Genomic DNA, 24,241 nt, shown 5'->3' on the forward strand with positions numbered 1-24,241 from the left:
GGGCAAACCCGCTCCCACAGGGACCGCGACTTCCTCAGGCATGTGCGGTCTCTGTAGGAGCGGCCTTGTGTCGCGAAAGGGCCGCAAAGCGGCCCCGGCGATATGTGCTGCGCAGCTGAAGTCCTGGGGGCGCTTCGCACCCCTTTCGCGACACAAGGCCGCTCCTACAGAACCGCGCAGGGTCAGTAAGCCATGCTCCAGGTCAGGGTGTAGGTACGCCCGCGCCCTTGGTAGTCATACAGGTAAGCCGGCCCGTAAGTCGGCGAGTAGAACAGCGTCGCACGCTGCCCCCAGACCGTGCTGTACTGCTTGTCCAGCAGGTTCTGGATGCCGGCGCTGAAGGTGCCGAAGCCGGTGTCCTGGCTGCCCAGCAGGTCGAAGGTGGTATAGCCGTCGATCTCGTGGTCGGCATCGTCCTTCAGGCTGAAGGCATGGTTGGCCTGCAGCCGTGCACTGCGGCCATCGCCCTTCCAGCCGACGAACGCTGTAGCCTTGGACAACGAGGCATAGCGGGCATCGCGCTTGATCCAGCCACCATCGACATCCTCTTCCTCTGAGCGGGTCAGGTGCAGGGTGCCACCGGCTTCCCAGCCGGTCTGGAAGTGCCGGGTCAGAGCGCCCTCAAAACCGAAGTCGCGGCTTTTCTGGTCTTCCACATTGATGGTCAGGGTCTGCGAGTCGACGTTGATGATCTTGTCCGACCAGATGTAATACAGCGCCGCCTGGGCATCCCAGTCCAGGTCGGCATAACGCCAGCCCAGCTCCACCTGGCGGCTCTTGATGCCGGCCAGCGGGTTGTCGGCCACGCTCAGGCCGGGCTTGCCGTAGTACTTGGCCGGGTCGGGCAGGTCGAAGCCTTCGCCGTAGTTGGTCCATACCTGGTGGCCATTCTTGAAGTCGTAGATGGCACCGACGTTGAACAGGTTGACCTGGTAATCGTTGCTGCCGCCCGGCACACCCTTGAAGTCGCTGACGTCCACGTCCATCTGCTGGCGCCGGGCGCCGCCGGACAGGGTCAGGTTATCGGTGACATGCCAGTCCAGCTGGGCGTACACCGACACGCCATCGACCCGGTAGCTGGGGTAGCGTGCGGCCTTGCTTTCCTTTTCCAGCTCCAGGCCACCCGACTCGGACGACGTCTGGGCGTTGAAGGTGGTCTGTTCGGCATTGAAGCGCTCGCGGTCCAGGTCGACGCCGTAGGTCAGCTTCAGCGCGTCCCACTGCTTGGCGAACAGGCCCTTGAGGCTGGTGACTTCGAAGTTCTGCTGCGAGGCGGCGAAGTACACCCCGCGCGAGCCGGTGGGCGTGGCGCGGTTGTAGTACGGGAACGGGTAGAAGTTGTCGTCTTCCTTGCGGTACGAGGCCTGCAGGTAGAAGTCCTGGCCCAGCACATCGGTGTGGTGGTAGTTGGCGTTCAGCAGCAGGCGCCGGGTGCGCGGCTCCAGGTCCGACGAGTAGCCGCTGCGCAGCTCGGCGTCTTCAAGGTCGGATGGGGCGTTGTGGTTCAGGTTGGGGAAGTAGATACCGGTGCTGCCGTGGTTGCCCGAGTCATAGTACTGGGCCAACAGGTCGAGGCTCTGCTGGTCGTTCAGTTGCATCCCCAAGGTGCCGAGCACGTCGATGGTGCGGTTGTACTGCAGGTCGGTCTGGGTGTTGTCGATGAAGATCTGGTCGCCGGCGCCATCGTAGAAGGCTTCGTTCTGCTCGCCGGAAACCCCCAGGCGGGCGTTGAACCGCTCGTTGCCGCCACTGATCGACTGGGCAAAGCGGGTGGCCAGGTCGTCGCTGTTGTTGAAACCGCTGCTGGCGCCGAGCTGGGTCTCGAAGCGCGCCGGGCCGGGTTCACCCTTTTTGGTCACGATGTTGATGATGCCGCCGGTGGCGCCGCCGCCGTAGATGGCACTGGCGCCAGACAGCACTTCGACGCGCTCGACGTTGAACGGCGAAATGCTGTCGAACTGGCGCGACAGGCCGCGCGAGCTGTTCTGGCTGACCCCGTCGATCATCACCAGCACGTTGCGCCCGCGCATGTTCTGGCCGTAGTTGGTGCGGCCTTCCGGCGCCAGGTCGAGGCCTGGCACCAGCTTGCCGATGGCTTCCTTCAGGCTGACGCCGCTGTCGATCTGCTCGCGCAGCTGCTGTTGGTCGACCACCCACACGGTGCCGGGGATTTCGCTGATCGCGGTGCTGGTGCGCGAGGCCACGCTGACCTCGATCGGCTTGAGGTTGACCGCCTGCGGCGCGGCGTCGGCCTTGCGCAGGGTCACCGTGCGGGCATCGCTGAAGTGCCAGCTCATGCCGCTGCCGGCCAGCAACTGCTGCAGGGCCTGCTCGATGCTGTAGCTGCCCTGCAAGGCCGGGCTGGCCTGGCCGGCGACGTCGCCGGTGGTGTACAGCAGGTGCAGGCCGGCCTGGTCGGCGAAGGTGGTCAGGGCCTGGTCCAGCGGCTGGGCCGGCAGGTCGAGCTGGACCAGGCGGGCCTGGGTCTGGGCCTGTTCGGTGGCGGTCGAGGCAAACGCCTGCAGCGGGCCGACCAGCATGGCCAGGGCACTGCAGGACATCAGGGCATGGTGAAGCGGACCGCGGCGGCGGTGCAAGGGCTTGAGCATCAGAGGCACGAATGAGCTTCCTGACAAGTCGTAAATGAGAATTGGTTGCTGATCAGTCCCACTACGACGATCTGACTTGCAGGAACTTGCAGTGCCAAATGGAAAATATTTTTTATTTCTGTGCCGGCCTCTTCGCAGCACAAGGCTGCTCCTACAGGGATCGCAGTTCGCTGTAGGAGCAGCCTTGTGCTGCGAAGAGGCCGGCACAGGCGAATCAATGAACCACGGCCAACCACGGCAGGTAGGTCACCTTCAGCCCATAGCGCTGCTCAAGGGTCCGCAACAGGGCCTCCGGCTCATCGAGGTCGAACACCCCGCTGACCTCCATCGCCGCCAGCTTGCTATCGGACAACACGATCCGCCCATGCCGGTAACGCTCGAGCTCCGCCAGCAGCTGCCCCAGCGGCTTGCCGTTGAAGATCAGCTTGCCGCGCTGCCAGGCCATCTGCGTGCCGGCATCGGCCGCTACTGCCAGTTCATGCTCGCCAACCTTGGCTTCGCCATGTGCCAATACCACGCGGCCATCGCGACGCACGCTGAAGGTGGCCGCACTCCCCTGCACCCGCTCACCGGCCGTATCGACCACAAAGGGCCGTGAATCATCGGTGGTCTCGAACAAGGCTTCACCAGACTCCAGGACCACCCGCCGCTCACGGTCGCTGAACACTACGCTCAGGGCAGTGGCGCTGTTCAGCGTCACCCGCGTGCCATCGGCCAGGGTCACTACCTGCCGCTCACCCACCCCGGTGTGGTAATCCGCCAGCAGCACCGGCGCCTGCTGCCAACCCGCCACAGCAACGGCCAACACCAGCGCCGCAGCCACGCCCGCCTGTTTGAGCCAGTTGCGGCAATGGCGCAGGGCCTGGCCGATGTATTTCGCCACCATGCTTTCGGAAACCCCCAGGCGTTGCGCGATCTGCGCCTGGGTCAGGCCGTCGACGCGGTTGAGCAACAGCGCCTGGCGGGCATTGTCGGACAGCTGCAGCAGCGCCTGATCGAGGATCTGCAGGCGCTCCCGGGCCAGCAAGGCCGCTTCGGGGGCCGGCGCCGGGCAGGCCACCTCACCTGCCCGCTCGCTGTCGTCGTGGCTGGCGGCAATGCGCTGCTCGCGGCGCAAGGCATCGATCGCCAGGTTGCCGGCCACGCGGAAGATGAAACTGCGCGCGTGCAGCACCGGCACCGCCTGCTGGTCGATGTTCACCAGCCTCAGGTAGGTTTCCTGCGCGACGTCGGCAGCGCGCTGACGGTCGCTCATGCGCCGGGTCAGGAACTGCAGCAGGTCGTCGTAGTGCTCCTGGAAACTTGCCAGCAGGCCCGACGCGGGAGAGGTCAGCATGGGTTTGGGAACGGCCAGTAGGAGAAGTTATCGGGCGTTAATGAGAAACAGTATCTTTCATCTGGGCGGAGACTTTCAACGCCGACGCGTATTTGCCACACTGCCCATTCGCCCACTCTGGCAAGGTCGCACCCCATGGCTGCCCGTCTGCACCGCTACGCCCGCCTGTTCCTGGTCCTGCTGCTGGCCTGCGGCCTGGGGGCCTGTGCGCTGTTCCAGGCACACGACCCGGTCAATATCAGCGTAATCGGTATCGAGCCGCTGCCCGGGCAGGAGCTGGAACTGCGCATGGCGGTGAAGATGCGGGTACAAAACCCCAACGAGGCGCCGATCGACTACAACGGCATCGCCCTGAACCTGGAAGTGAACGGCCAGCCGCTGGCCGCCGGGGTCAGCGACCAGCAGGGGCACATCGGCCGTTATGGCGAAGCGGTGGTCGTGGTGCCGGTGAGCATCACGGCGTTTTCCTTCCTGCGCCAGGCCTATGGGCTGGGCCGGGTGGACTCGTTGCAGGGCCTGCCCTATGTGCTGCGCGGCAAGCTGGCCGGCGGGCTGCTGGGGACCGTGCGCTTTACCGACGAGGGCAAGCTGGACCTGCCCAAGGGCGCCTACTGGTAGGCGCCTGGCGGGGTGTGATCAGCGGTTGGCGCTGGCTGCGGCCATCAGCTTGTTGACTTCGCTGCGCACCATGTTGGCGTATTCGGGCGGCGACATGCCATCCAGCTCGGCGCGCACCCACTCGGCCCATTTGCCTTTGCGCCGTGGTTTCTCGGCGATCAACCGTGCCGCTTCGCCCTTGGCCTTGCCCAGGTTGTTCTGCCACAGCTCGAACAGCCGGGCCTTCTCTGCCTCGATCTGCGCCCGTTCCTCGAAGCTCATGTTGGCCAGATTGAAACTCATGAAGGGTACCTGCAGGTTTGAAAATGGCCGCTATCTTACACCCAGGTACTGCAACAGCCCAAAGCCGCCGCAACTTTCCCGACGCGCCGGCATCCATTGTTCAAACCACACCATCGACGAGGACGAGTTCATGGCCCGGAAAAACGCCGCGCTGGCCGACAGCGATCAAATCAAGGACCAGGTATTCAGCGAACTGCAGGCGCTGATCGAAGAATCGGAAAGGCTGCTGAACGACAGCGCCGCCCTGGTGGGTGACGAGGCGGAAACCCTGCGCGCGCAGGTAAGCCTCAAGCTACGCCAGGCGCGCCATGCCGCCGACAAGGTGCGTAGCAAGGCGCAACCGGTGGTGGAGGCTACCCAGGACTACATCGGCGGCCACCCGTGGCAGACCGTGGCCATTTCCGCCGGCCTCGGGCTGGTGGTCGGCCTGCTGCTGGGCCGCCGTCACTGACGCCTGGGCCGCCTGGTGCGAATCAGGCGGCCTGCGCCATCGGGATACCGCTGTGGAAGCGCAGCTCCTGGTCCGGTGACTGGATCAGCTCCACCTCCGCTGCGCGCACCAGTTCCACCCGGCGGGCGATGTCTGCCTCATCGCCGTAGTTGTGCGCCAGTTTCAGGTACCCCTGGTAGTGGCGCGCTTCGCTCTTCAGCAGGCCGTGGTAGAAGCGGCCCAGCTCCTCGTCCAGGTGCGGTACCAGCGCGGCAAAGCGCTCGCAGCTGCGCGCCTCGATGAACGCCCCCACCACCAGCGTATCCACCAGCTTGACCGGCTCGTGGGCGCGCACCAGGCGCCGCAGCCCCGACGCATAACGCCCCGCCGACACCGGGCGCAGCGGCACGCCGCGGCGCTTCATCAGGCGCAGCACCTGCTCGTGGTGCACCAGCTCCTCGCGGGCCAGGCGCGACATCATGTTGATCAGGTCGAGGTGGGTGTTGTACTTGGCGATCAGGCTCAGGGCGGTGCTGGCAGCCTTGAATTCGCAGTTCTTGTGGTCGATCAGCAGGGTTTCCTGGTCGGCGAGCGCCGCTTCGATCCAGGCGTCTGGTGTCGGGCAACCAAGAAAGGCGTCGATTTCGGGGATCAGGGACATGAGCGTGCAACCACAAAGAACAGGCAGGGCCGGCGATTATACCGGCGGCGGCGGGCGGCGCCAGTGACTATGCTTGATGTACATCAAGCGCCAGCGGGGGAAGCGCCGACTATAGTCAGGCATTGGTCGCCACCTTTGAAGGGAGTTAACGCCCATGCAAGCCGTCCGCAGCATCCTCGTCGTCCTCGACCCCGAGCACGCCCACAGCCGGGCGCTGACCCGGGCCAAGCTGATCGCCGGCCTCACCGGCGCGCGCCTGCACCTGCTGATGTGCGACAAAAGGCATGACCACAGCGCGCTGCTGAGCCTGCTGAGCAGCCAGTTGCATGATGACGGGTACGATAACGTCACCCATGAAGAGGCCTGGCGCGACAACCTGCACGACACCATCATCTACGTGCAGCAGGCCGAGGGCTGCGAGCTGGTGATCAAGGAACACCGCCCGGACAACCCGCTGAAAAAGGCCCTGCTCACCCCCAGCGACTGGAAGCTGCTGCGCCAGTGCCCGTGTGCCGTGCTGATGGTCAAGAGCGAGCGGCCGTGGACCGGCGGCAAGGTCCTGGCCGCGGTGGATGTGGGCAACCAGGACGAGGACCACCGCCGCCTGCATGCCAGCATCATCGACCATGGTTTCGAGATTGCCAAACTGGCCAAGGGCGAGTTGCACGTCATCAGCGCCCATCCGTCGCCGATGCTGTCGGCGTCGGACCCGGTGTACCAGTTGAGCGAAACCATCGAGCAGCGTTACCGCGAGGCGTGCAAGGCATTCCAGGCAGAGTACGACATCAGCGAAGACCGCTTGCATGTGGCCGAAGGGCCGGCGGATGTGCTGATTCCGCATACCGAGAAAATGCTCGACGCCGTGGTGACGGTGATCGGCACGGTGTGCCGCACGGGGATTTCCGGAGCGTTGATTGGTAATACCTCTGAGGTGGTGCTGGATGCCCTGGAGGGGGATGTGCTGGTGCTCAAGAGCGAGGAGGCAATTGCTCATCAGGCGGAACTGGCCCGCGGCTGAGTTTGCCTTCCTCAGGAGGACACATGATTCCTTGAAATTGCAGGGCCCCTGTGGGAGCGGGTTTACCCGCGAAAGCGGCGGTGAGTCCAACGACGCATTCGCGGGTAAACCCGCTCCCACAGGGATTTCTTACAAGAAGTATCTAGGCCAACGCTTCCTGCACCTTCGGGTCCAGCCCCTCCCCTGCATTGGCCTCGATCCATTGCGCCAGCTGCCGGCGCATCGCCGGCGTCCAGAAGCTCTGCAGATGCTGCCGTATCCCTTGCACCGCCAGCGCCCGGTCTGGCTCGCTGTCGAAGTAATGGGCAATCTGGTTGGCCATCTTGACCAGGTTCTCACTGCTCATCGGCGCACCTCGGCTTTTTCCGCAATACGGCGCTCCTTCAGCAAGCGCCGCTGCTCGTCACTGAAGTCCTGGTAGCGCTTCTGCCACTGCGAAGGCTGGAACACTTTCACCACCTCCACCGCCGTCACCTTGTACTCAGGGCAGTTGGTGGCCCAGTCGGAGTTGTCGGTGGTAATCACGTTCGCCCCCGACTCGGGGAAGTGGAACGTGGTGTACACCACCCCCGGCGCCACCCGTGCACTGACCTTGGCGCGCAGCACCGTCTGCCCGGCGCGGCTGCCGATGCCGACCCAGTCACCGTCCTGGATGCCACGGCTTTCGGCGTCGGTCGGGTGGATTTCCAGGCGGTCGGCGTCATGCCAGGCGACGTTGCCGGTACGCCGGGTCTGGGCGCCGACGTTGTACTGGCTGAGAATGCGCCCGGTGGTCAGCAGCAGCGGGTAGCGGTTGTTGACCTTCTCCTCGGTGGGCACGTAGCCGGTAAGCATGAAGCGCCCCTTGCCACGTACGAACTGGTCGATGTGCATGGTCGGCGTGCCATCGGGTGCTGCGTCGTTGCACGGCCACTGCAGGCTGCCGTGGCGGTCGATCTCGGCGTAGCTGACGCGGTGGAAGGTGGGCGTCAGGCGGGCGATCTCGTCCATGATCTCGGATGGGTGGCGGTAGTTCATCGGGTAGCCCAGGGCATTGGCCAGGGCCACGGTCGCCTCCCAGTCGGCCTTGCCGGCCAGCGGCTCCATGACCTTGCGCACCCGCGAAATGCGCCGCTCGGCATTGGTGAAGGTGCCGTCCTTCTCCAGGAACGAGCTGCCCGGCAGGAACACATGGGCGAACTTGGCTGTTTCGTTGAGGAAGATGTCCTGCACCACCACGCATTCCATGGCCAGCAGGGCCGCGGTGACGTGCTGGGTGTTGGGGTCGCTCTGGGCAATGTCCTCGCCCTGGCAGTACAAGGCCTTGAAGCTGCCGTCCAGCGCCGCTTCGAACATGTTGGGGATGCGCAGGCCCGGGTCGGGTTGCAGGGTCACGCCCCAGGCACGCTCGAACTCGGCGCGCACGCCCTCATTGGAAATGTGCCGGTAGCCGGGCAATTCGTGAGGGAACGAACCCATGTCGCACGAGCCCTGCACGTTGTTCTGCCCGCGCAGCGGGTTCACCCCTACCCCTTCGCGGCCGATGTTGCCGGTGGCCATGGCCAGGTTGGCGATGCCCATCACCGCGGTGCTGCCTTGGCTGTGCTCGGTCACGCCCAGGCCGTAGTAGATCGCCGCATTGCCGCCGGTGGCGTACAGCCGGGCGGCGGCGCGGATCTGTTCGGCAGGCACGCCGCAGACCGGGCCAAGCACTTCGGGGGCGTTTTCCGCCAGGCTGACGAAGTCGCGCCAGCGGGCGAAATCTTCGGTTTCGCAGCGGGCATCGATGAAGCGCTGGGCCAGCAGGCCTTCGGTGACGATCACGTGGGCCAGGGCGTTGAGCATGGCCACGTTGGTACCGGGGCGCAGTTGCAGGTGCAGCTCGGCGCGGGCGTGCGGCGAGTCGACCAGGTCGATGCGCCGCGGGTCGATCACAATCAGCCGCGCGCCCTGGCGCAGGCGGCGCTTGAGCTGCGAGCCGAATACCGGGTGGGCGTCGGTGGGGTTGGCGCCAATCACCAGCACCACGTCGGCCTGCATCACCGAGTCGAAGCTTTGTGTACCGGCCGATTCACCCAGGGTCTGCTTCAGTCCATAACCGGTGGGCGAATGGCATACCCGCGCACAGGTGTCGACGTTGTTGTTGCCGAACGCCGTGCGCACCAGTTTCTGCACCAGGTAGGCTTCTTCGTTGGTGCAGCGGCTGGAGGTGATGCCGCCGATGGAATCGCGACCGTACTTCAGCTGGATGCGGCGGAACTCGCTGGCGGCGTAGGTCACCGCCTCGTCCCAGCTGACTTCCTGCCATGGGTCTTCCAGGCGCTTGCGGATCATCGGCTTGGTGATGCGGTCCGGATGGGTGGCGTAGCCCCAGGCGAAGCGGCCCTTGACGCAGGCGTGGCCGTGGTTGGCGCCGCCGTTCTTGTCCGGGACCATGCGCACCAGCTGGTCGCCCTTCATTTCGGCGCGGAACGAGCAGCCGACGCCGCAATAGGCGCAGGTGGTGATGACCGCACGCTCGGGTTGGCCCAGCTGTACCAGGCTCTTTTCCGTCAGGGTCGCGGTCGGGCAGGCCTGCACGCAGGCGCCGCACGACACGCACTCGGAGGCGAGGAAGTTTTCACCACCCGCCGCCGCCACCCGCGATTCGAAGCCGCGCCCGGTGATGGTCAGGGCGAAGGTGCCCTGGATATCCTCGCAGGCGCGCACACAGCGGCTGCAGACGATGCACTTGCTCGGCTCGTAGTCGAAATACGGGTTGGAAACGTCCTTTTTCTCGGCCAGGTGGTTGGCGCCGTCGTAGCCGTAGCGCACCTCGCGCAGGCCCACCTGGCCGGCCACGGTCTGCAGCTCGCAGTTGCCGTTGGCCGAACAGGTCAGGCAGTCCAGCGGGTGGTCGGAGATGTACAGCTCCATCACGTTGCGGCGCAGGCCGGCCAGGCGCGGAGTTTCGGTGTGCACCACCATGCCTTCGCTGACCGGGGTGGTGCAGGAGGCCGGGTAGCCGCGCATGCCTTCGATTTCCACCATGCACATACGGCATGAGCCGAAGGCTTCGAGGCTGTCGGTGGCGCACAGTTTGGGAATGCTGGTGCCGAGCATGGCCGCGGCACGCATCACCGAGGTACCGGCGGGCACGGTGATGGCACGGCCATCGATGCTCAGGCTGACCTGTACCTCGCTGTCACGGGCCGGGGTGCCGAGGTCGCTGCTTTTATCAGAAGCGGGGTCGTAGAAATTGATCACTGCGCGGCCTCCGTGTGGGTCAGCCCAAAATCGGCGGGGAAGTACTTCAGCGCGCTGGCCACCGGATAGGCGGTCATGCCGCCCATGGCGCACAGCGAGCCGTATTGCATGGTGTCGCACAGGTCGCGCAACAACAGGGCCTGGTCATGCCGTTCGGTCATGTCGCTGGTGGCGATCAGCCGGTCGACCACTTCCATGCCGCGGGTCGAGCCGATGCGGCATGGGGTGCACTTGCCACAGGACTCCTCGGCACAGAACTGCAAGGCGAAGCGCGCCATGCTGGCCATGTTCAGGGTGTCGTCGGCCACTACCACACCACCGTGGCCGAGCATCGCGCCCATGGCGGCGAAGGCTTCATAGTCCAGCGGTGTGTCGAAGTGGCTGGGCGGTACCCAGGCACCGAGCGGGCCACCCACCTGCGCGGCCTTCAGCGGCCGGCCGCTGGCCGTGCCGCCGCCATAGCCTTCCACCAGCTCGCGCAGGGTCAGGCCGAAGGCGCGTTCCACCAGGCCGCCCTGGCGGATGTTGCCGGCCAGCTGGAACGGCATGGTGCCCAGCGAGCGACCCATGCCGAAGTCGCGGTAGAACGCCGCGCCCTTGGCCATGATGATGGGTACCGAGGCCAGGGTGAGTACGTTGTGCACCAGCGTCGGCAAACCGAACAGGCCCTGCAGCGCGGGTAGCGGAGGCTTGGCGCGGACGATGCCGCGCTTGCCTTCGATAGATTCGAGCAGCGCGGTTTCTTCGCCGCAGATATAGGCGCCGGCGCCGACCCGCACTTCCAGGTCGAAGGCCTGGCCGCTGCCGGCCACGTCGCTGCCGAGGTAGCCAGCGTCACGGGCGATGGCGAAGGCCTGGTCGAGCACGCGGATGGCGTCGGGGTACTCCGAGCGCACATAGATGTAGCCCTTGTCGGCACCCACGGCGAGGCCGGCAATGATCATGCCTTCGATCAGCAGGAATGGGTCGCCTTCCATCAGCATGCGGTCGGCGAAGGTACCGGAGTCACCCTCGTCGGCGTTGCACACCACGTACTTCTGCCCGGCCCCGGCGTCACGCACGGTGCGCCACTTGATGCCGGCCGGGAACGCCGCACCGCCGCGGCCGCGCAGGCCGGAATCGAGCACGGCGGCGACCACCTCGGCACCGTCCAGGGCCACGGCCGCTTCAAGGCCGGCGAAACCGCCATGGGCACGGTAGTCGTCCAGCGACAATGGGCGGGTGATGCCGGCGCGGGCGAACAGCAGGCGCTGCTGGGTCTTGAGGTAAGGGATGTCCTCGACCGGGCCCAGGGCCAGCGAGTGGCCACCAGATTCACCGGGCTCACCGGTAAAGGCGTCGAGCAAGGACGGCACGTCTTCCGGGGTGATCGGGCCGAAACCCAGGCGCCCTTGCGCGCTGTCGCACTCCAGCAGCGGTTCCAGCCAGTACAGCCCGCGGGAACTGGTGCGCTGGATGTCCAGCGGCAGCTGGCGGCGTTCGGCCTCACGTTGCAAGGCATCGGCGACCTGGTCGGCGCCCACGGCACGGGCTACCGAATCGCAGGGGATGTACAGCTTCAGCATGCTGCGTCCTCCCGGCAGGCGTTGACCAGCGCGCGCAGGCGCTCAGGGGTAAGGCGCGCATGCACCTGGCCGTCCAGTTCCAGCGCTGGCGAGCAGGCACAGGCGCCCAGGCAGTACACCGGGCGCAGGCTGATGGCGCCGTCGGCGCTGGTGCCGTGGTCGTCCAGCGCCAGCTGTTCGCGCAGTTGCGCGGCCAGCACCTCGGCGCCCCGGCTCTGGCACGACTCGGCGCGGCACAGGCGCAGGGTGTGGCGCGCCGGTGGCGTGGTGCGGAAATCGTGGTAGAAGCTGATCACCCCACGCACCTCGGCCAGGCTGAGGTTCAGGGCATGGGCAATTTCGGCGACAGCGGCATCGGGGATGTAGCCGATGTCGTGCTGGATGGCATGCAAGATCGGCAACAGCGCGCCGGGGGTATCCTTGTCACGGGCCAGAATGCGGTGGATCACAGGCAGGTGGAGCAATTCATCAGGCATACAGCGGACCTCGGCATCACGGACCCTGCCTGAATTGTTGTAAGGGCAGGTATCCGGCGTGTTCTGCTGCGGCGCGCCGGCCACGTCACGGTTGCGTGGTGCCAGCGGCCTCCTTGCCTGCGGCCGCACGTCTGCGCGCGCTGGTCCGAGGCATCCTGCAAGCATGGCACTTGTGGCGCCGGGGGGTTGCGTGCGAACGACCAGGCGCATCCTGAAACCGACGCGGGTTGTTTCTGACCTTATACAGTCTGCTGCGCTGTTGCTTAGAGAACTGAATTCGCAAGCGGTCCGCGTACCCTGTGGGAGCGGCTTTAGCCGCGAAGAATTCAACGCGGTGCATGGCACCGGCTACGCCGGTGTTCGCGGGCATGCCCGCTCCCACAGGGTGCACCGGTAGCTCAAGGAATGCGCCATACCTGTGGGAGCGGGCGCGCCCGCGAAGAATCCAACGCGGTGCATGGCACCGGCTACGCCGGTGTTCGCGGGCATGCCCACTCCCACAGGGTGCTCCGGCAGCTCAAGGAATGCGCCATACCTGTGGGAGCGGGCGCGCCCGCGAAGAATCCAACGCGGTGCATGGCACCGGCTTCAGGCCACCGCCTTGTCCACGCTGCGCCCGGCCTCCAGTTCACGCACCAGCGGCAGCACATGTTCGCCGAAGTACGCTACTTCCTCCTGGAAGTGCAGGAACCCGGACAAGATCAGATCCACACCCACCGCCTTCAGCGCAACGATGCGCTCGGCAATCTGCCGCGGTGTACCGATCAGGTTGGTCTTGAAGCCATCGTTGTACTGCACCAGGTCTTCGAAGCTGGACCTGGCCCAGTTACCCTCGCCCTCCGGGCTAGCAGAACCGGCATGCTTCACTTCCTGGCCAAACGCCCGCACCGCCTCGGGGTTGGCCTTGTCGATGATCTCCTGCAGCACCGCACGCGCCTGCTCTTCGGTGTCGCGGGCGATGATGAAGGCATTGACTCCAACCTTTACCGAATGGCCGTTGGCCGCCGCCTTGGCGCGGATATCGTCGACCTGCGCCTTGATCCCTTCCACGCTGTTGCCGTTGGTGAAGTACCAGTCCGACACGCGCGCCGCCATGTCCCGTGCGGCACGCGAGCTGCCGCCCTGGAAAATCTCAGGGTGCGGCTGCTGCAGCGGCTTGGGTTTGAGGTTGTAGTCGCGAAAGCGATAGAAGTCACCGTTGAAGGTGAAGTTGTCCTGGGTCCAGATGCCCTTCAGCGCGCGGATGAATTCTTCGGAACGGCGATAGCGTTCGTCGTGGTCCAGCCAGGGTTCGCCGATGGCGTGGAACTCGCCCTTGAACCAGCCCGAGACCACGTTGATGGCGATGCGGCCGTTGGTGAACTGGTCGATACTCGCCAGCTGCTTGGCCGCCAGCGCCGGGTTCCATGGGCCTGGCAGGATGGCGGCGATGACCTTGAGCTTTTCCGTGGCAGCGAGCAGCGCGTGGCTAATGGTGACCGACTCGTGCTGGTTGTCGGCGCCGTAGCCGGCGGTGAAACGGATTTGCGACAGGGCGTAGTCGAAACCAGCCTGTTCGGCGATTTGCGCGAGCTTGCGGTTGTAGTCGATGTCCCAACTGGTGCGCTGTTCGATGGTGCTGACCACCAGGCCACCACTGACGTTGGGGACCCAGTAGGCGAACTTGATCGGGGCTTGGCTCATGGTAAGGCTCCTTGGTGATCCTCGGGTTCAAGGAGGCAGGAGCAGCAAACATGCCAGGCTTTAAAGTGTTTTTATTTCAATTGGTTAGCTGAAATTGGCGGCGATGTTGGCTGCATGCGGTCGAACAAGCTGCTGGATCGCTGTTGCCTGTACAACATCGCCGCCCCGGGGGCAGGTCAGCGGTTCTTGCGCATGCCCATATGCGCGTCATCCATCAGCGCCTTGGCCATGTCGCAGAGAAAGTGCGAAGCCCAGACCAGCACCGGTTCGTTGTCCATAACCCCGATAAACGATGCTCGCCGAGAGCAATCCATCAACACCGACGCTTGTTCGATGGCATGGTCGCAGCAGTTTCCCGCCTCTACGCGGAACAGTTTCTTGCCGTCCAGCACACCGTCCAGGAACGTGGCCGCACCTACGGTCAGGCCCAGTGTGCCGGTGTCGTCATCCAATTCCTTGTCCATCTGAAACCCTCTTTTGAATCTGCCGGCCAGTGCGATTTCCCGGTTGCAGTCCCTGGCAGGAAAACCACACCGCCCAGGCTGGCAAATTTTGAAAATCAGCTCATCAGTGCAATGTATGCACCGGCTGCCCGTCCCGAAGCTGCACCTGCGCAATCGCCGACTCCAGCAGCGTGCGCACAGCCTCCATTTCATGCATGACCGCCAGGGTCATGATCGTGGCGGGAGATCTGGGGAGCGAGGCTATCGCGTGATGGCCTACGGACAAGGCGCAGAGCACGTATTCCGTGGCCTGGATCAGGGTGTCTTCCAGGTGATGGGGTGACTCAGTGGAGAAAGGTGGATCGGGAACGAGTTTCAGCATGACAGCCTCCAGACAATAACAAGTCGGACCGTCGCCAGATCACTTGCAGATGATAGGGTGGCGGCTACATGCGGGCCTGCAAGACCGGGCTTGGAGGTCGATTCCCGGCTGGCCCGAAGACCACCCGCACGCAGCCACCGTTGAACGAAGCCAACAGCAAACTGAGACCAAACCAAGCATCGGGCTTGCAGACCCGGTCGTTGAATTTGCAACGACAGGGCGAGACTAGGGGGCTCAGGTTTCCATCGCAATGGTGAAACGGCTTGAAAAGGATGATTCAGAAATGGACTACACGGAAGGGGAAAAAACTGATTCGGTCTTGTAGGACCAGCTCACACCGACGCACCAGAACCATACGCTCAACGTTTTTTAGGCTTACAATTTCCAGACTTGGCAGCAATTGACTATCAGGCTTCAACGCCGATAATTGCCCCCAAGTTTTCAGTAATCGCAGCAAAATCCGAGCAGCAAATGGAGGTATTCATGCCAGTCAAAGCAGCAGCACCGGCGCTCATCGTCGCCGCGCTCGCATTGGTGGGTGATTACACAACTCTCTCACTTCAATCACGTGCCGTTGAGGTTCGTGAAGCCAGCGCTACCCCCCCCTCTTCCCCTGACCTGCGCAGCGTAATCGCTGAGCTGACTCATGGCTGGCTGGTCCTGGAGTCGATCTATTCGAGGCGTGTTGTTGCACTCATGAAATCGGATACCTTCGACCAGACCAAATACCTCAAGAATGCTGAGTTGCTCAAAGCGGTAAGGCAGTTGGAGGGCGGACTGCAAGCGGCAAACGTGCCAACCGCTCTTTACGATGAGCACCAGAACCTGCGCCGAGCAGTGGCCAAGGTACGCAGCAAAATGGTTGTCATCGATGGGATCTACCAGCAGTTCTTCCTCACGCCGGATGAGTTCCAGAGCGCACTGAGTGCCCCTGGCCTTCGCGATCTTGCCGATCACACTACCCGCAAGCTCAACCGACTGGCGTAAGGTGACCAATGCCAGTCGAGGTTTCATTTCATCCCGAAACGTTTGAAGAGTTCTTCCTTCCTGTAGATGCGAAACATCCCGGCTTGTCGGAAGTGTTGAAAAGCGAATTCCTACGCTACATCGAATCCAGGCGCCAACTCATCCCCTCGATATTCGGGCGGGACGTACCTTACACGCAGCCGCCACTTGCGTTTCAGGCTAGTCTGATGCACATCCATATCTGCATCCCACCTGCCCTATTCCCCAAAAACGTTCCTCAGCATGACAGAGTTTGCAAGATGGGACGGCCGGGTGATGACGCAGCACTCATCTACGTCCAGGGCGAGTTGTATGAAGATCGCTATCTGATACTGGCCTTTTTATGGCCGGATGCGCACACCAAAGCCCGGGATATTTCGACCATGCAGTATCTGGCTCGACTGGCGAAAGAATGGCGCGATAACAATTGATCGCGATTATCCGAAACGACGGCGTGACTCTCGGATGGCTGGCATAGATTGAGATGTAAGGGCGACCACGCCATCGCAACGGAAACACACACCCACCAGGATATCCTTGACCACCCCTTGACCATCGCTGAACGGTACATCACGACGGGCATAGCCTGTTCGCGGGTAAACCCTCCCCAGGGAACACCTCGCTCAGGCATTCAACTACACGAAATCCGGCGCTGCTCAGCGCCACGGCGGCGGGCGGGCTCTCATAGAGCAGCACATAACTCATTGCATTAGCAGGGAACCTGTGGGAGCGGCTTTAGCCGCGAACACCGGCGCAGCCGGTGCCATGCACCGCGTTGGATTCTTCGCGGCTAAAGCCGCTCCCACAGAGTACGCGCCAGCACAGGCCAAGCGGTGAAGACTTCTTCCGGCTGCTAAAGGATGCTTTCGACCTGTTGTGGCAGGAGGGCGCGCACCACCCGAAGATGATGAGCGTGGGCCTGCATGGATGGATCAGTGGCCATCCTGGTCGTGCGATGGCGCTGGCGCGCTTTCTCGATTACGTGCAGGGCCACGAAGGGGTGTGGGTCTGCCGGCGCGAAGAGATTGCCAGGCACTGGATAGCCCAGTTCCCCGCCTGAGCGGTCAGTCGTTCGCAACGGGACGCGCGCCCGGTAGTCCTGGGGAGAAGCGGACAGTAAAGAACAGCCCGGCAGCAAACCACCGGGCCGGAAGCCATCAACGTTGCGAATCGAGCATTTCGTGCTCCGTCACTACCTGCTGGGCCTTGGCGTAGCTTTCGATCAGCAGGCGGTAGTGCGGGAAGATCAGGCTGTAGGCCTCGGCCCATTGCGCGGCGTCCGGGCGGTTCCAGGTGCGCTGGATTTCCGAGGCGACTGCGGCGGTATCCATAGGCACCACGCCGGCCTGTACGACGCGGGCCAGGGTGATTTCCTGGGCCGCCTTGGAATAGGTGCCGGAGGCGTCGATCACCGCGAACACCCGGTAACCGGCATTTACCGCTGCGATCGCCGGGAAGGCCATGCACACGCTGGTGATGGTGCCGGCGATCACCAGGGTCTTCTTGCCGGTGGCCTCCACGGCGGCGACAAATTCGAGGTTGTCCCAGGCGTTGATCTCACCCTTGCGCGCCACGTACTGCGCATGGGGTGCAGCCTCGTGGATCTCTGGGATCAGCGGGCCGTTGGGGCCCTGCGGCACCGAGGCGGTAGTGATCACCGGGATCTTCGCCAAAGTGGCGATCCTGGCCAGCGTGACGGCGTTGTTGCGCAGTTCGGTCATGGGCATGTCCTTGACCGTCTGGAACAGGCCGCTCTGGTGGTCGATGAGCAGCATGGCGGTGTCGTCGGGGTCGATCACCGGGCGCTGGCCGTTGAAGTTGGCAATCTGCGAGAAGTTGGTCATGTCGGTTCTCCTGACAGGGCATCCGGGCCGGGAAACCCGCGCCTCCTGCGCGGGCGTTCATCCGGACCAGGCGAAGCCTGAGTCCGGGGTGTGACATAACGGGCAATCTGCCCGAAACGTCCGCTCTGTTATGGAGGTCACGATACGGATGGAACAATTGCCTCGGTAGTTGGCAAAAATTACTATCAGTGTTCTGCCAGAGGAACACTGAAATGGAAGACCTCAACGACCTCTACTATTTCGCCCAGGTGGTGGAGCACGGCGGTTTCAACCCGGCCGGCCGCGCACTGGGTGAACCCAAGTCGAAGCTGAGCCGGCGAATCGCCGGGCTGGAGGAGCGCCTGGGCGTGCGGCTGATCCAGCGTTCGACGCGGCACTTCTCGGTGACCGAGATCGGCCAGGTGTTCTACCGGCACTGTGTGGCGATGCTGGTGGAAGCGGCGGCGGCCACCGAGGCCGTCGAGCAGCACCGCGCCGAGCCGCGCGGGGTGGTGAACCTGAGCTGTCCCACGGCGCTGCTGAACTTCTGGGTCGGCCCGATGCTGGCGCGATTCATGGTGCGGTACCCGCTGGTGGCGTTGCATGTGCAAAGCACCAACCGCCAGGTGGACCTGATCCAGGAAGGCATCGACATCGCTTTGCGGGTGCGCTTCCCCCCACTGGAGAGCAGTGACCTGGTGATGAAGGTGCTAGGCGAAAGCCGGCAGCATGTGGTGGGCGCCCCGGCATTGCGCGAGCACCTGCCGGCAAGGCCGACCCCCGCTGATATTGCCGCCCTGCCGACGCTGCACTGGGGCGCGGTACAGCGCGAATATTACTGGCAACTGGACGGCCCCGAGGGCGCCAGCACGCAGGTGCGCTATCAGCCGCGAATGGTCACCGACGACCTTGTCGCCCTGCGCCAGGCCGCGCTGGCAGGTGCCGGCGCGGTGCACATGCCCGCCGTGGTGGTGCGTGAAGACCTGGAGGACGGCAAGCTTGTGAATCTGCTGCCGGACTGGGCGCCCCGTACCGGGGTTGTCCATGCGGCCTATGCGTCCCGTCGCGGCTTGCTGCCGTCGGTACGGGCACTACTGGACTTTCTTGGCGACGAATTTGCCAACAGCGGGATCAGCTAGCGGCCTGCCCTGCCGGACGCGCCAAGCACAGCCTTGCGCTGGCATTTCACCAGGACCTTGCGGCCTGTTTCGACAAAGGGCGTGACAATTAGGCTATAGACCGTCAGGTAACGCTGGTGGTCTTGCTCGCCGGTGCCGAAGCGGATGCTTTCGGGCGTTGATGTGGTGACATAGAGCGTGCCGAACATCCAGTCCCAGAGGGACAGGTTGGTGCCGAAGTTACGGTTGAAATGGCGCGGGGCGTCACTGTGATGGATCTGGTGCTGGGCCGGGCTGTTAAACACATGTTCCAGCTGCGGGCCGAACGACAGCCAGACATGGCTATGCCGCAGGTTGGCCGCCAGGCTGTTGAAGATGAACACCAGGTAGGTCACGCCGAACAGGGTGTAGCGGCTGACTTCACCGCCGCAAAGGTACCAGAAGCATCCGGCGTAGAAGCCGATGCAAATGCCGGTGCTCAGTTTCTCGACGATCTTTTCCACGAAATGCACCCGGCTCGCCGTCGCCGGCACCAGCACAGGCGCCGAATGATGGACCTTGTGAAAGGCCCAGAGCCAGCGGGAGTGAAAGGCCCGGTGCGCCCAGTAATGGATGAAGTCCTTGAGCAGGAACACCCCCAACCCGTAGAGCAGGGACAGTGCAAGGTTCTCGCCCAGGCGCGGGCGCGCGCCCCAGAGGTTGCTGAAAAAGGCCAGGTAATCGCCGGAGCGCAGGATGTAGGGGTCGACCAGATGGATGACGGGCAGCACCAGCGCAACCTTGAGGATGGCCCGCACGAAGTAGTAGCGGTAGTCCAGCAGCGCCGAGGGATGCAGATGTACCCGGGCGCCACCGATGAATTGCCAGAACGATTGGGCGTCGCTCAGGCCGCGCTGCTTCCTGAAGCGGAACAGGCCATAGGCTGCGCCATAGGAGATGCAAAGGAACAAGGCCCCGAAACGGCCGTTCAAATTGAAAATGCCGAGAAACTGGTCGGTAACGGGCGTGATCACCCAATCGGTCACGTGCTCATAGACAAGCGACAGGGCATCCACGGAACGTCAGCCTCGGCAAAAGGGACGCAATTGTAAATCAGATTGATTTACTCGAGTGGCTTTCTGCATGAAGTGGTGCTTCAAGCACCGGGTAATCGATTGCCCCCCACCCGCAAAACACAACACACCGATTGACAACTGCAGGAGGAAGGACAACTATCCGGCCGCCTTTATGCGAAGCTTTATCATTATCAATACGCTTCTCATCATTGCGCCCGCATAGTCCATCGAAAGGAGCCAATGGATGTCCGCCTGTTTTTCTCCCCCCGCCTTCAGCATTCGCCAAGCCGCACTGGTAGCAAGCCTTTCTGGCTCGCTGCTGGCCAGTGCCAATGCCTGGGCCGTGCCTGTCAGCTACAGCATCCCGGCGGGGCCGCTGGGGGCCGCAATCAATCAGTTCGCCACGGCAAGCGGGGTGACTGTCAGCGTCGGCAACGAAGAAATCGCTGGCCTGCGCAGTGAGGGACTGCAGGGCAGCTACGAGCTGGAGCAAGGCCTCGCGCAACTGCTGCAAGGCAGTGGCCTGCAGGTGCTGCAAGCGGGAGACAAGCACTACATGTTGGCCCGCCCGAGCCAGGATGGCACGATGGAACTCGCTGCAACGACGGTCTCCAGCGTGGGGCTGGGTGCCACCACCGAAGGCACCGGCAGCTACACCACAGGTTCGGCCAATACGGCAACCGGGCTGCGCCTCTCGGCACGCGAGACACCGCAGTCGATCAGCGTGGTGACCCGCCAGCAGATCGAAGACCAGAACCTGAACGATGTTGCCCAGGTACTGGAACAAACCCCAGGCGTGGTCGTCGACAGCATGGGGCCGGCCGGCAGCGACGCCAATCATATCTACGTACGTGGTTTCGAGGTCGGCACCATCCAGGTCGACGGCCTCAACCGGCCTGACAGCTTTGGCTTTCGCGATGACCTTGCCGACATGGTGTCGTATGACCGGGTCGAGGTGGTACGCGGGGCCACGGGGCTGATGTCCGGCACCGGTGACCCCGGTGCGACCGTCAACCTGATCCGCAAGAAGCCGACCTTTGAAACGCAACGCAAGCTGACCCTGAAAGCAGGCTCGTGGGACACCTACCGCACCGAGCTGGACGTGTCCGGCAAGCTGTCGGAAAGCGGCAATGTACGCGGGCGCCTCGTGGCCTCGAACACCGACAGCCAGAGCTACGTCGACCGCCAGTCCCTGGAGCGGCAGGTGGGCTATGGGGTGCTGGAATGGGACATCACCGACAGCACGATGCTGACCGTGGGGGCGGAGTATCAGGAAATGGACAACGACGGCGCCGGTAACCACGGCTTCCCGATGTTCAACTCCGATGGCAGTCACTTCAGCCCTTCCCGCTCGTTCAACTCGGCCTCGGAATGGAGCTACCACAAGCGTCGCACCAAGACCCTGTTCACCACCCTGGATCACGACCTGGCCAACGGCTGGCACCTGAAATTCAATGCTGAGCACAGTCGCCGAAGCTATGACGACGTATTTGCCACCGCCGCCAGCGGCACCGTCAAACCTGATGGCAGCGGCATCCAGACCTGGACTGGCCGTTGGGCAGGCGAACCTCGGCAGACCTCGTTCGACCTGTCGGCTACGGGCCCGTTCGAAGTGCTGTCGCGGGAGCACCAGGCGTACGTCGGGCTCAGCCACTACCGGGCCTACTACCGCAACGACGGCTACCATCTGTGGACCAGGCAAGATATCGACAACATCCATGAATGGGATGGCTCGTTGCCAATACCTGACGCCATCCACAACAAGACGACGGAAAATGCGCTGGACGAAACCCAGGACGGCCTGGTGGCTTCGGTGCGCTGGAGCCTGGCCGATGGCCTGTCACTGATTACCGGCGCACGGGTGATCGACTGGCGACGTGACGAAACCGAGGAGCAGTTGGCGAGCGGCGAAACCAAACCCTCGCGCAGCGAAACCGGGGTCGTCACCCCTTACATCGGGCTGGTTTACGACATCAATGACAACTGGTCGGCCTATGCCAGCTACACCACCATCTTCAACCCGCAAGACAAACAGACTGCATCGGGCAGCTACATCGACCCGTTGGAGGGCGTGAACTACGAGCTAGGCCTGAAGAGCGAGTTCTGGGACAAGCGCCTGACTGCTGCACTCAGCGTGTTCGAAGTGCACCAGGACAACCTGGCCGTGAAGGACGGTGCCAACAAGGCGCCAGACGGCAACCAGGCCTACCGGGCCGAGTCCGGCACCAAGACCCGCGGTTTCGAAATGGAAATGGCGGGCGAGATCCTGCCTGACTGGCAAGTATCGGCCAGCTACACCTATGCCGTGAGCAAGAACTCGGATGGCGACCGCCTGCTTACCGAAGTGCCCCGCGACACCCTCAAACTGTTCACCAGCTACCGCCTGCAGTCACTGCCGCAACTGAAAGTGGGCGGCGGTGTGCGCTGGCAAGGATCGGAGTACGAGAAAAACGCAGGCCCCAACAAGGAGACCTTCACCCAGGGTGCCTACAGCGTGGTCAACCTGATGGCGCAATATGCCTTCACGCCGCAAACCAGCGTCTCGCTGAACCTCGACAACGTTTTTGACAAGACCTACTACACGGCGATCGGCTCGCGTGGCTGGTACGGCAGCCCACGTAGCGCCACGGCCACGTTGGTATACGCGTTCTGACCCAGCCGGCGCTCGCTGCCGATGCCCGGCAGCGGCGCCGAACAAGTATCCATATTTGGCGCAGCCAGTAACACATGCGCACAATATATGTGTACAAATTTCCCACCTCCAGGCTCGCATCAGAGGTGACGGCGACCAATAAAGAGGATACAAAAGCCCGAGAACCGCCAACTCCAAATGCTCGGCGGGTTGGTACGAATCTTGTTTGTATACAAAACCAAAAATAAAAGTACACAAGAGTTACGGAGTCCCGATGGCGTCAATTTCACGTTCCGGTGTCAGCCAGCTTGATGTTCTCCCTGCCGAAACGGCTGGGCCCACTCAGTTGGAGTTGAGCCTGCGCCTTTACAGTGCCGACCTTGCACCGACCCGTGCGGCAAATCGCACCTGGGGCCGCTACAGCCTGTTTGCACTGTGGACCAACGATGTGCACAACATCGCCAACTATTCCTTCGCCATCGGCCTCTTCGCCCTGGGCATGAGCGGCGCACAGATCCTCGCAGCCTTCGCGCTCGGCGCACTGGTGATCTACGGCCTCATGAACCTGTCCGGCTACATGGGGCAGAAGACCGGCCTGCCCTACCCCGTCATGTGCCGGATCAGCTTCGGCATCCATGGTGCGCAGATCCCGGCATTGATCCGCGCGGTAATCGCCATCGCCTGGTTCGGCATCCAGACATACCTCGCTTCGGTAGTGCTGCGCGTGCTGCTTACCGCCATCGCTCCCGACCTCAAGCCCTACGACCAGAACTCGATCCTCGGCCTGTCGACCCTGGGCTGGATAACCTTCCTCGGCATCTGGTGCGTGCAGGTGGCGATCTTTGCCTATGGCATGGAGATGGTGCGCCGCTACGAATCCTTCGCCGGGCCGATCATCCTGGTCGCCTTCGCAGGCCTGGCGGGCTGGATGTACTGGCGCAGCGGCCTGTCGATTTCCTGGTCCAGCGGCAACGCGCCGACCGGCTCCACGATGTGGCTGAAGGTGCTGGGTGCCGCCGCGCTGTGGGTCTCGCTGTACGGCACCATGATCCTCAACTTCTGCGACTTCACCCGCAACTGCCCGGACAAACGCACCATCAGCGTGGGCAACTTCTGGGGCCTGCCGGTGAACATGCTTGGTTTCGCACTGATCGCCGTGGTGCTCGCCGGTGCGCAGTTCAGCATCGACGGCAAGCTGGTGCAGGGCCCGACCGAGATCGTTGCAGCCATCCCGAACACCGCCGGCCTGGTGCTGGCCTGCCTGGCCTTCCTGATCGTCACCGTGGCGGTGAACATCATGGCCAACTTCGTCGCCCCGGCCTACGTACTCACCAACCTGGCCCCGAACCTGCTGAACTTCCGCCGCGCTGGCTTGCTCAGTGCCGCCATCGCCGTGCTGATCCTGCCCTGGCACCTATACAACAGCCCGTCGGTGATCGTGTATTTCCTCGGCGGCCTGGGCGCCCTGCTCGGCCCACTGTACGGGATCATCGTCACCGACTATTACCTGGTTCGCCGCAGCCGGGTGAACCTGCCGCAGCTGTATAGCGAAAGCAGCGAGGCCGCCTATCACTATCGCGGCGGGGTCAACCTGCGCGCCGTAGCGGCATTCATCCCGGCGTCGCTGATCGCCATCGTGCTGGCGCTGGTGCCGGCGTTCGAAACGCTGTCGCAGTTCTCCTGGTTCTTCGGCGCGGGCCTGGGCGGGCTGATCCACTATGCCCTCGCCAACCGCAGCGCAAGGTACCTTGAGGTTTCCGGCGAAAGCATCGCAGTGGATAGCACGCACCACTGACCGGGGCTGCCAGCGCGCCCTGATCACGGCCAGCGCGGGCCCCTGTAGGAGCGGCCTTGTGTCGCGAAAGGGCTGCGCAGCAGCC

21 protein-coding genes and 1 pseudogene are annotated in these 24,241 nt (G+C 63.5%); 9 read left to right on the forward strand and 13 right to left on the reverse strand.

Annotated features, from left to right (window positions below):
- Nucleotides 1–182 precede the first annotated feature (182 nt).
- Both ACGLHT_RS22770 and ACGLHT_RS22775 read right to left on the reverse strand, forming a co-directional pair.
- Nucleotides 183–2,609: a TonB-dependent receptor gene (locus ACGLHT_RS22770; protein WP_137164778.1), complete on the reverse strand. Its 2,427-nt coding sequence runs from the start codon at nt 2,607–2,609 to the stop codon at nt 183–185.
- 214 nt (nt 2,610–2,823) lie between these two features.
- Nucleotides 2,824–3,945, reverse strand: a complete 1,122-nt coding sequence (locus ACGLHT_RS22775) for a sigma-70 family RNA polymerase sigma factor (RefSeq protein WP_274079646.1) — start codon at nt 3,943–3,945, stop codon at nt 2,824–2,826.
- Nucleotides 3,946–4,080: 135 nt separating this feature from the next.
- Here ACGLHT_RS22775 and ACGLHT_RS22780 point away from each other — a divergent pair, with 135 nt between their 5' ends.
- The gene (locus ACGLHT_RS22780) at nt 4,081–4,563 is read left to right on the forward strand and encodes an LEA type 2 family protein (RefSeq protein ID WP_137163417.1); all 483 of its coding nucleotides are present in this window, start codon (nt 4,081–4,083) and stop codon (nt 4,561–4,563) included.
- Nucleotides 4,564–4,581: 18 nt separating this feature from the next.
- Here the strand turns inward: ACGLHT_RS22780 and ACGLHT_RS22785 are convergent, their stop codons facing one another.
- Complete coding sequence (locus ACGLHT_RS22785; protein WP_025338356.1) at nt 4,582–4,845, reverse strand: hypothetical protein; 264 nt, start codon at nt 4,843–4,845, stop codon at nt 4,582–4,584.
- A gap of 130 nt (nt 4,846–4,975) precedes the next feature.
- On the opposite strand from ACGLHT_RS22785, the gene ACGLHT_RS22790 reads away from it, so the two are divergent.
- A complete protein-coding gene (locus ACGLHT_RS22790; RefSeq protein WP_025338355.1) occupies nt 4,976–5,296 on the forward strand; it encodes a YqjD family protein in 321 nt (106 codons plus the stop codon).
- Nucleotides 5,297–5,318: 22 nt separating this feature from the next.
- Here the strand turns inward: ACGLHT_RS22790 and ACGLHT_RS22795 are convergent, their stop codons facing one another.
- On the reverse strand, nt 5,319–5,936 hold the full coding sequence (locus ACGLHT_RS22795; RefSeq protein ID WP_085665501.1) for a tRNA-(ms[2]io[6]A)-hydroxylase: 618 nt from the start codon (nt 5,934–5,936) through the stop codon (nt 5,319–5,321).
- Between the two features lie 154 nt (nt 5,937–6,090).
- On the opposite strand from ACGLHT_RS22795, the gene ACGLHT_RS22800 reads away from it, so the two are divergent.
- Nucleotides 6,091–6,954, forward strand: coding sequence for a universal stress protein (locus tag ACGLHT_RS22800; RefSeq protein ID WP_274120831.1), 864 nt, complete (start codon nt 6,091–6,093; stop codon nt 6,952–6,954).
- A gap of 142 nt (nt 6,955–7,096) precedes the next feature.
- Here ACGLHT_RS22800 and ACGLHT_RS22805 read toward each other — a convergent pair whose 3' ends face one another.
- The 7 genes from ACGLHT_RS22805 to ACGLHT_RS22835 form a co-directional block, all read right to left on the reverse strand.
- Complete coding sequence (locus ACGLHT_RS22805; RefSeq protein ID WP_274120832.1) at nt 7,097–7,300, reverse strand: formate dehydrogenase subunit delta; 204 nt, start codon at nt 7,298–7,300, stop codon at nt 7,097–7,099.
- Nucleotides 7,297–10,179, reverse strand: a complete 2,883-nt coding sequence (gene fdhF / locus ACGLHT_RS22810) for a formate dehydrogenase subunit alpha (RefSeq protein ID WP_137163415.1) — start codon at nt 10,177–10,179, stop codon at nt 7,297–7,299. Before fdhF ends, ACGLHT_RS22805 begins: the two co-directional genes overlap by 4 nt.
- A complete protein-coding gene (locus tag ACGLHT_RS22815; protein ID WP_137163414.1) occupies nt 10,176–11,744 on the reverse strand; it encodes an NADH-quinone oxidoreductase subunit NuoF in 1,569 nt (522 codons plus the stop codon). Before ACGLHT_RS22815 ends, fdhF begins: the two co-directional genes overlap by 4 nt.
- Nucleotides 11,738–12,220 (reverse strand): formate dehydrogenase subunit gamma, encoded by a 483-nt coding sequence (locus ACGLHT_RS22820; RefSeq protein ID WP_137163413.1) that lies wholly within the window; start codon nt 12,218–12,220, stop codon nt 11,738–11,740. Before ACGLHT_RS22820 ends, ACGLHT_RS22815 begins: the two co-directional genes overlap by 7 nt.
- A 588-nt stretch (nt 12,221–12,808) precedes the next feature.
- Nucleotides 12,809–13,903 (reverse strand): dimethylsulfone monooxygenase SfnG, encoded by a 1,095-nt coding sequence (sfnG, locus tag ACGLHT_RS22825; protein WP_085617269.1) that lies wholly within the window; start codon nt 13,901–13,903, stop codon nt 12,809–12,811.
- A gap of 176 nt (nt 13,904–14,079) precedes the next feature.
- The gene (locus ACGLHT_RS22830; RefSeq protein WP_039614149.1) at nt 14,080–14,367 is read right to left on the reverse strand and encodes a DUF3077 domain-containing protein; all 288 of its coding nucleotides are present in this window, start codon (nt 14,365–14,367) and stop codon (nt 14,080–14,082) included.
- Between the two features lie 103 nt (nt 14,368–14,470).
- Nucleotides 14,471–14,728, reverse strand: a complete 258-nt coding sequence (locus tag ACGLHT_RS22835; protein WP_274079415.1) for a hypothetical protein — start codon at nt 14,726–14,728, stop codon at nt 14,471–14,473.
- A 483-nt stretch (nt 14,729–15,211) separates the two neighbouring features.
- Here ACGLHT_RS22835 and ACGLHT_RS22840 point away from each other — a divergent pair, with 483 nt between their 5' ends.
- The 3 genes and pseudogenes from ACGLHT_RS22840 to ACGLHT_RS22850 all read left to right on the forward strand — a co-directional run.
- Complete coding sequence (locus ACGLHT_RS22840; RefSeq protein WP_054572328.1) at nt 15,212–15,715, forward strand: hypothetical protein; 504 nt, start codon at nt 15,212–15,214, stop codon at nt 15,713–15,715.
- A gap of 8 nt (nt 15,716–15,723) precedes the next feature.
- Entirely contained in the window at nt 15,724–16,164 is a 441-nt protein-coding gene (locus tag ACGLHT_RS22845; protein WP_137163409.1) for a type II toxin-antitoxin system YafO family toxin, read from the forward strand.
- 398 nt (nt 16,165–16,562) lie between these two features.
- Nucleotides 16,563–16,793: pseudogene (locus ACGLHT_RS22850) on the forward strand (chitin deacetylase); the annotation flags it as partial.
- 97 nt (nt 16,794–16,890) lie between these two features.
- On the opposite strand, the gene ACGLHT_RS22855 reads toward ACGLHT_RS22850, so the two are convergent.
- A complete protein-coding gene (locus ACGLHT_RS22855; protein WP_274120833.1) occupies nt 16,891–17,577 on the reverse strand; it encodes a hydrolase in 687 nt (228 codons plus the stop codon).
- Between the two features lie 212 nt (nt 17,578–17,789).
- Between ACGLHT_RS22855 and ACGLHT_RS22860 the strand changes: the two genes are divergently transcribed.
- Nucleotides 17,790–18,695 carry a LysR family transcriptional regulator gene (locus ACGLHT_RS22860; RefSeq protein WP_085617257.1) on the forward strand — a complete coding sequence of 302 codons (906 nt, stop codon included), beginning with the start codon at nt 17,790–17,792 and terminating at the stop codon, nt 18,693–18,695.
- On the opposite strand, the gene ACGLHT_RS22865 is transcribed toward ACGLHT_RS22860, so the two are convergent.
- Complete coding sequence (locus ACGLHT_RS22865) at nt 18,692–19,729, reverse strand: sterol desaturase family protein (RefSeq protein WP_274120834.1); 1,038 nt, start codon at nt 19,727–19,729, stop codon at nt 18,692–18,694. The genes ACGLHT_RS22860 and ACGLHT_RS22865 overlap by 4 nt on opposite strands.
- 244 nt (nt 19,730–19,973) lie before the next feature.
- Between ACGLHT_RS22865 and ACGLHT_RS22870 the strand changes: the two genes are divergently transcribed.
- Both ACGLHT_RS22870 and ACGLHT_RS22875 read left to right on the forward strand, forming a co-directional pair.
- Nucleotides 19,974–22,382: a TonB-dependent receptor gene (locus ACGLHT_RS22870; protein WP_274120835.1), complete on the forward strand. Its 2,409-nt coding sequence runs from the start codon at nt 19,974–19,976 to the stop codon at nt 22,380–22,382.
- Between the two features lie 253 nt (nt 22,383–22,635).
- Complete coding sequence (locus tag ACGLHT_RS22875; RefSeq protein ID WP_274120836.1) at nt 22,636–24,156, forward strand: NCS1 family nucleobase:cation symporter-1; 1,521 nt, start codon at nt 22,636–22,638, stop codon at nt 24,154–24,156.
- Nucleotides 24,157–24,241: the final 85 nt, after the last annotated feature.

The organism is Pseudomonas sp. PsB (genome assembly GCF_043658375.1).
Classification (GTDB): domain Bacteria; phylum Pseudomonadota; class Gammaproteobacteria; order Pseudomonadales; family Pseudomonadaceae; genus Aquipseudomonas; species Aquipseudomonas putida_Z.

Coding starts and splice junctions, on each gene's coding strand:
- ACGLHT_RS22780 (WP_137163417.1), top strand. CDS start 4,081: ATGGCTGCCCGTCTGCACCGCTACGCCCGCCTGTTCCTGGTCCTGCTG.
- ACGLHT_RS22795 (WP_085665501.1), bottom strand. CDS start 5,936: ATGTCCCTGATCCCCGAAATCGACGCCTTTCTTGGTTGCCCGACACCA.
- ACGLHT_RS22845 (WP_137163409.1), top strand. CDS start 15,724: ATGCCAGTCGAGGTTTCATTTCATCCCGAAACGTTTGAAGAGTTCTTC.
- ACGLHT_RS22815 (WP_137163414.1), bottom strand. CDS start 11,744: ATGCTGAAGCTGTACATCCCCTGCGATTCGGTAGCCCGTGCCGTGGGC.
- ACGLHT_RS22775 (WP_274079646.1), bottom strand. CDS start 3,945: ATGCTGACCTCTCCCGCGTCGGGCCTGCTGGCAAGTTTCCAGGAGCAC.
- ACGLHT_RS22835 (WP_274079415.1), bottom strand. CDS start 14,728: ATGCTGAAACTCGTTCCCGATCCACCTTTCTCCACTGAGTCACCCCAT.
- ACGLHT_RS22820 (WP_137163413.1), bottom strand. CDS start 12,220: ATGCCTGATGAATTGCTCCACCTGCCTGTGATCCACCGCATTCTGGCC.
- ACGLHT_RS22805 (WP_274120832.1), bottom strand. CDS start 7,300: ATGAGCAGTGAGAACCTGGTCAAGATGGCCAACCAGATTGCCCATTAC.
- ACGLHT_RS22855 (WP_274120833.1), bottom strand. CDS start 17,577: ATGACCAACTTCTCGCAGATTGCCAACTTCAACGGCCAGCGCCCGGTG.
- ACGLHT_RS22770 (WP_137164778.1), bottom strand. CDS start 2,609: ATGCTCAAGCCCTTGCACCGCCGCCGCGGTCCGCTTCACCATGCCCTG.
- ACGLHT_RS22800 (WP_274120831.1), top strand. CDS start 6,091: ATGCAAGCCGTCCGCAGCATCCTCGTCGTCCTCGACCCCGAGCACGCC.
- ACGLHT_RS22875 (WP_274120836.1), top strand. CDS start 22,636: ATGGCGTCAATTTCACGTTCCGGTGTCAGCCAGCTTGATGTTCTCCCT.
- sfnG (WP_085617269.1), bottom strand. CDS start 13,903: ATGAGCCAAGCCCCGATCAAGTTCGCCTACTGGGTCCCCAACGTCAGT.
- ACGLHT_RS22870 (WP_274120835.1), top strand. CDS start 19,974: ATGTCCGCCTGTTTTTCTCCCCCCGCCTTCAGCATTCGCCAAGCCGCA.
- ACGLHT_RS22860 (WP_085617257.1), top strand. CDS start 17,790: ATGGAAGACCTCAACGACCTCTACTATTTCGCCCAGGTGGTGGAGCAC.
- ACGLHT_RS22840 (WP_054572328.1), top strand. CDS start 15,212: ATGCCAGTCAAAGCAGCAGCACCGGCGCTCATCGTCGCCGCGCTCGCA.
- ACGLHT_RS22785 (WP_025338356.1), bottom strand. CDS start 4,845: ATGAGTTTCAATCTGGCCAACATGAGCTTCGAGGAACGGGCGCAGATC.
- ACGLHT_RS22790 (WP_025338355.1), top strand. CDS start 4,976: ATGGCCCGGAAAAACGCCGCGCTGGCCGACAGCGATCAAATCAAGGAC.
- ACGLHT_RS22830 (WP_039614149.1), bottom strand. CDS start 14,367: ATGGACAAGGAATTGGATGACGACACCGGCACACTGGGCCTGACCGTA.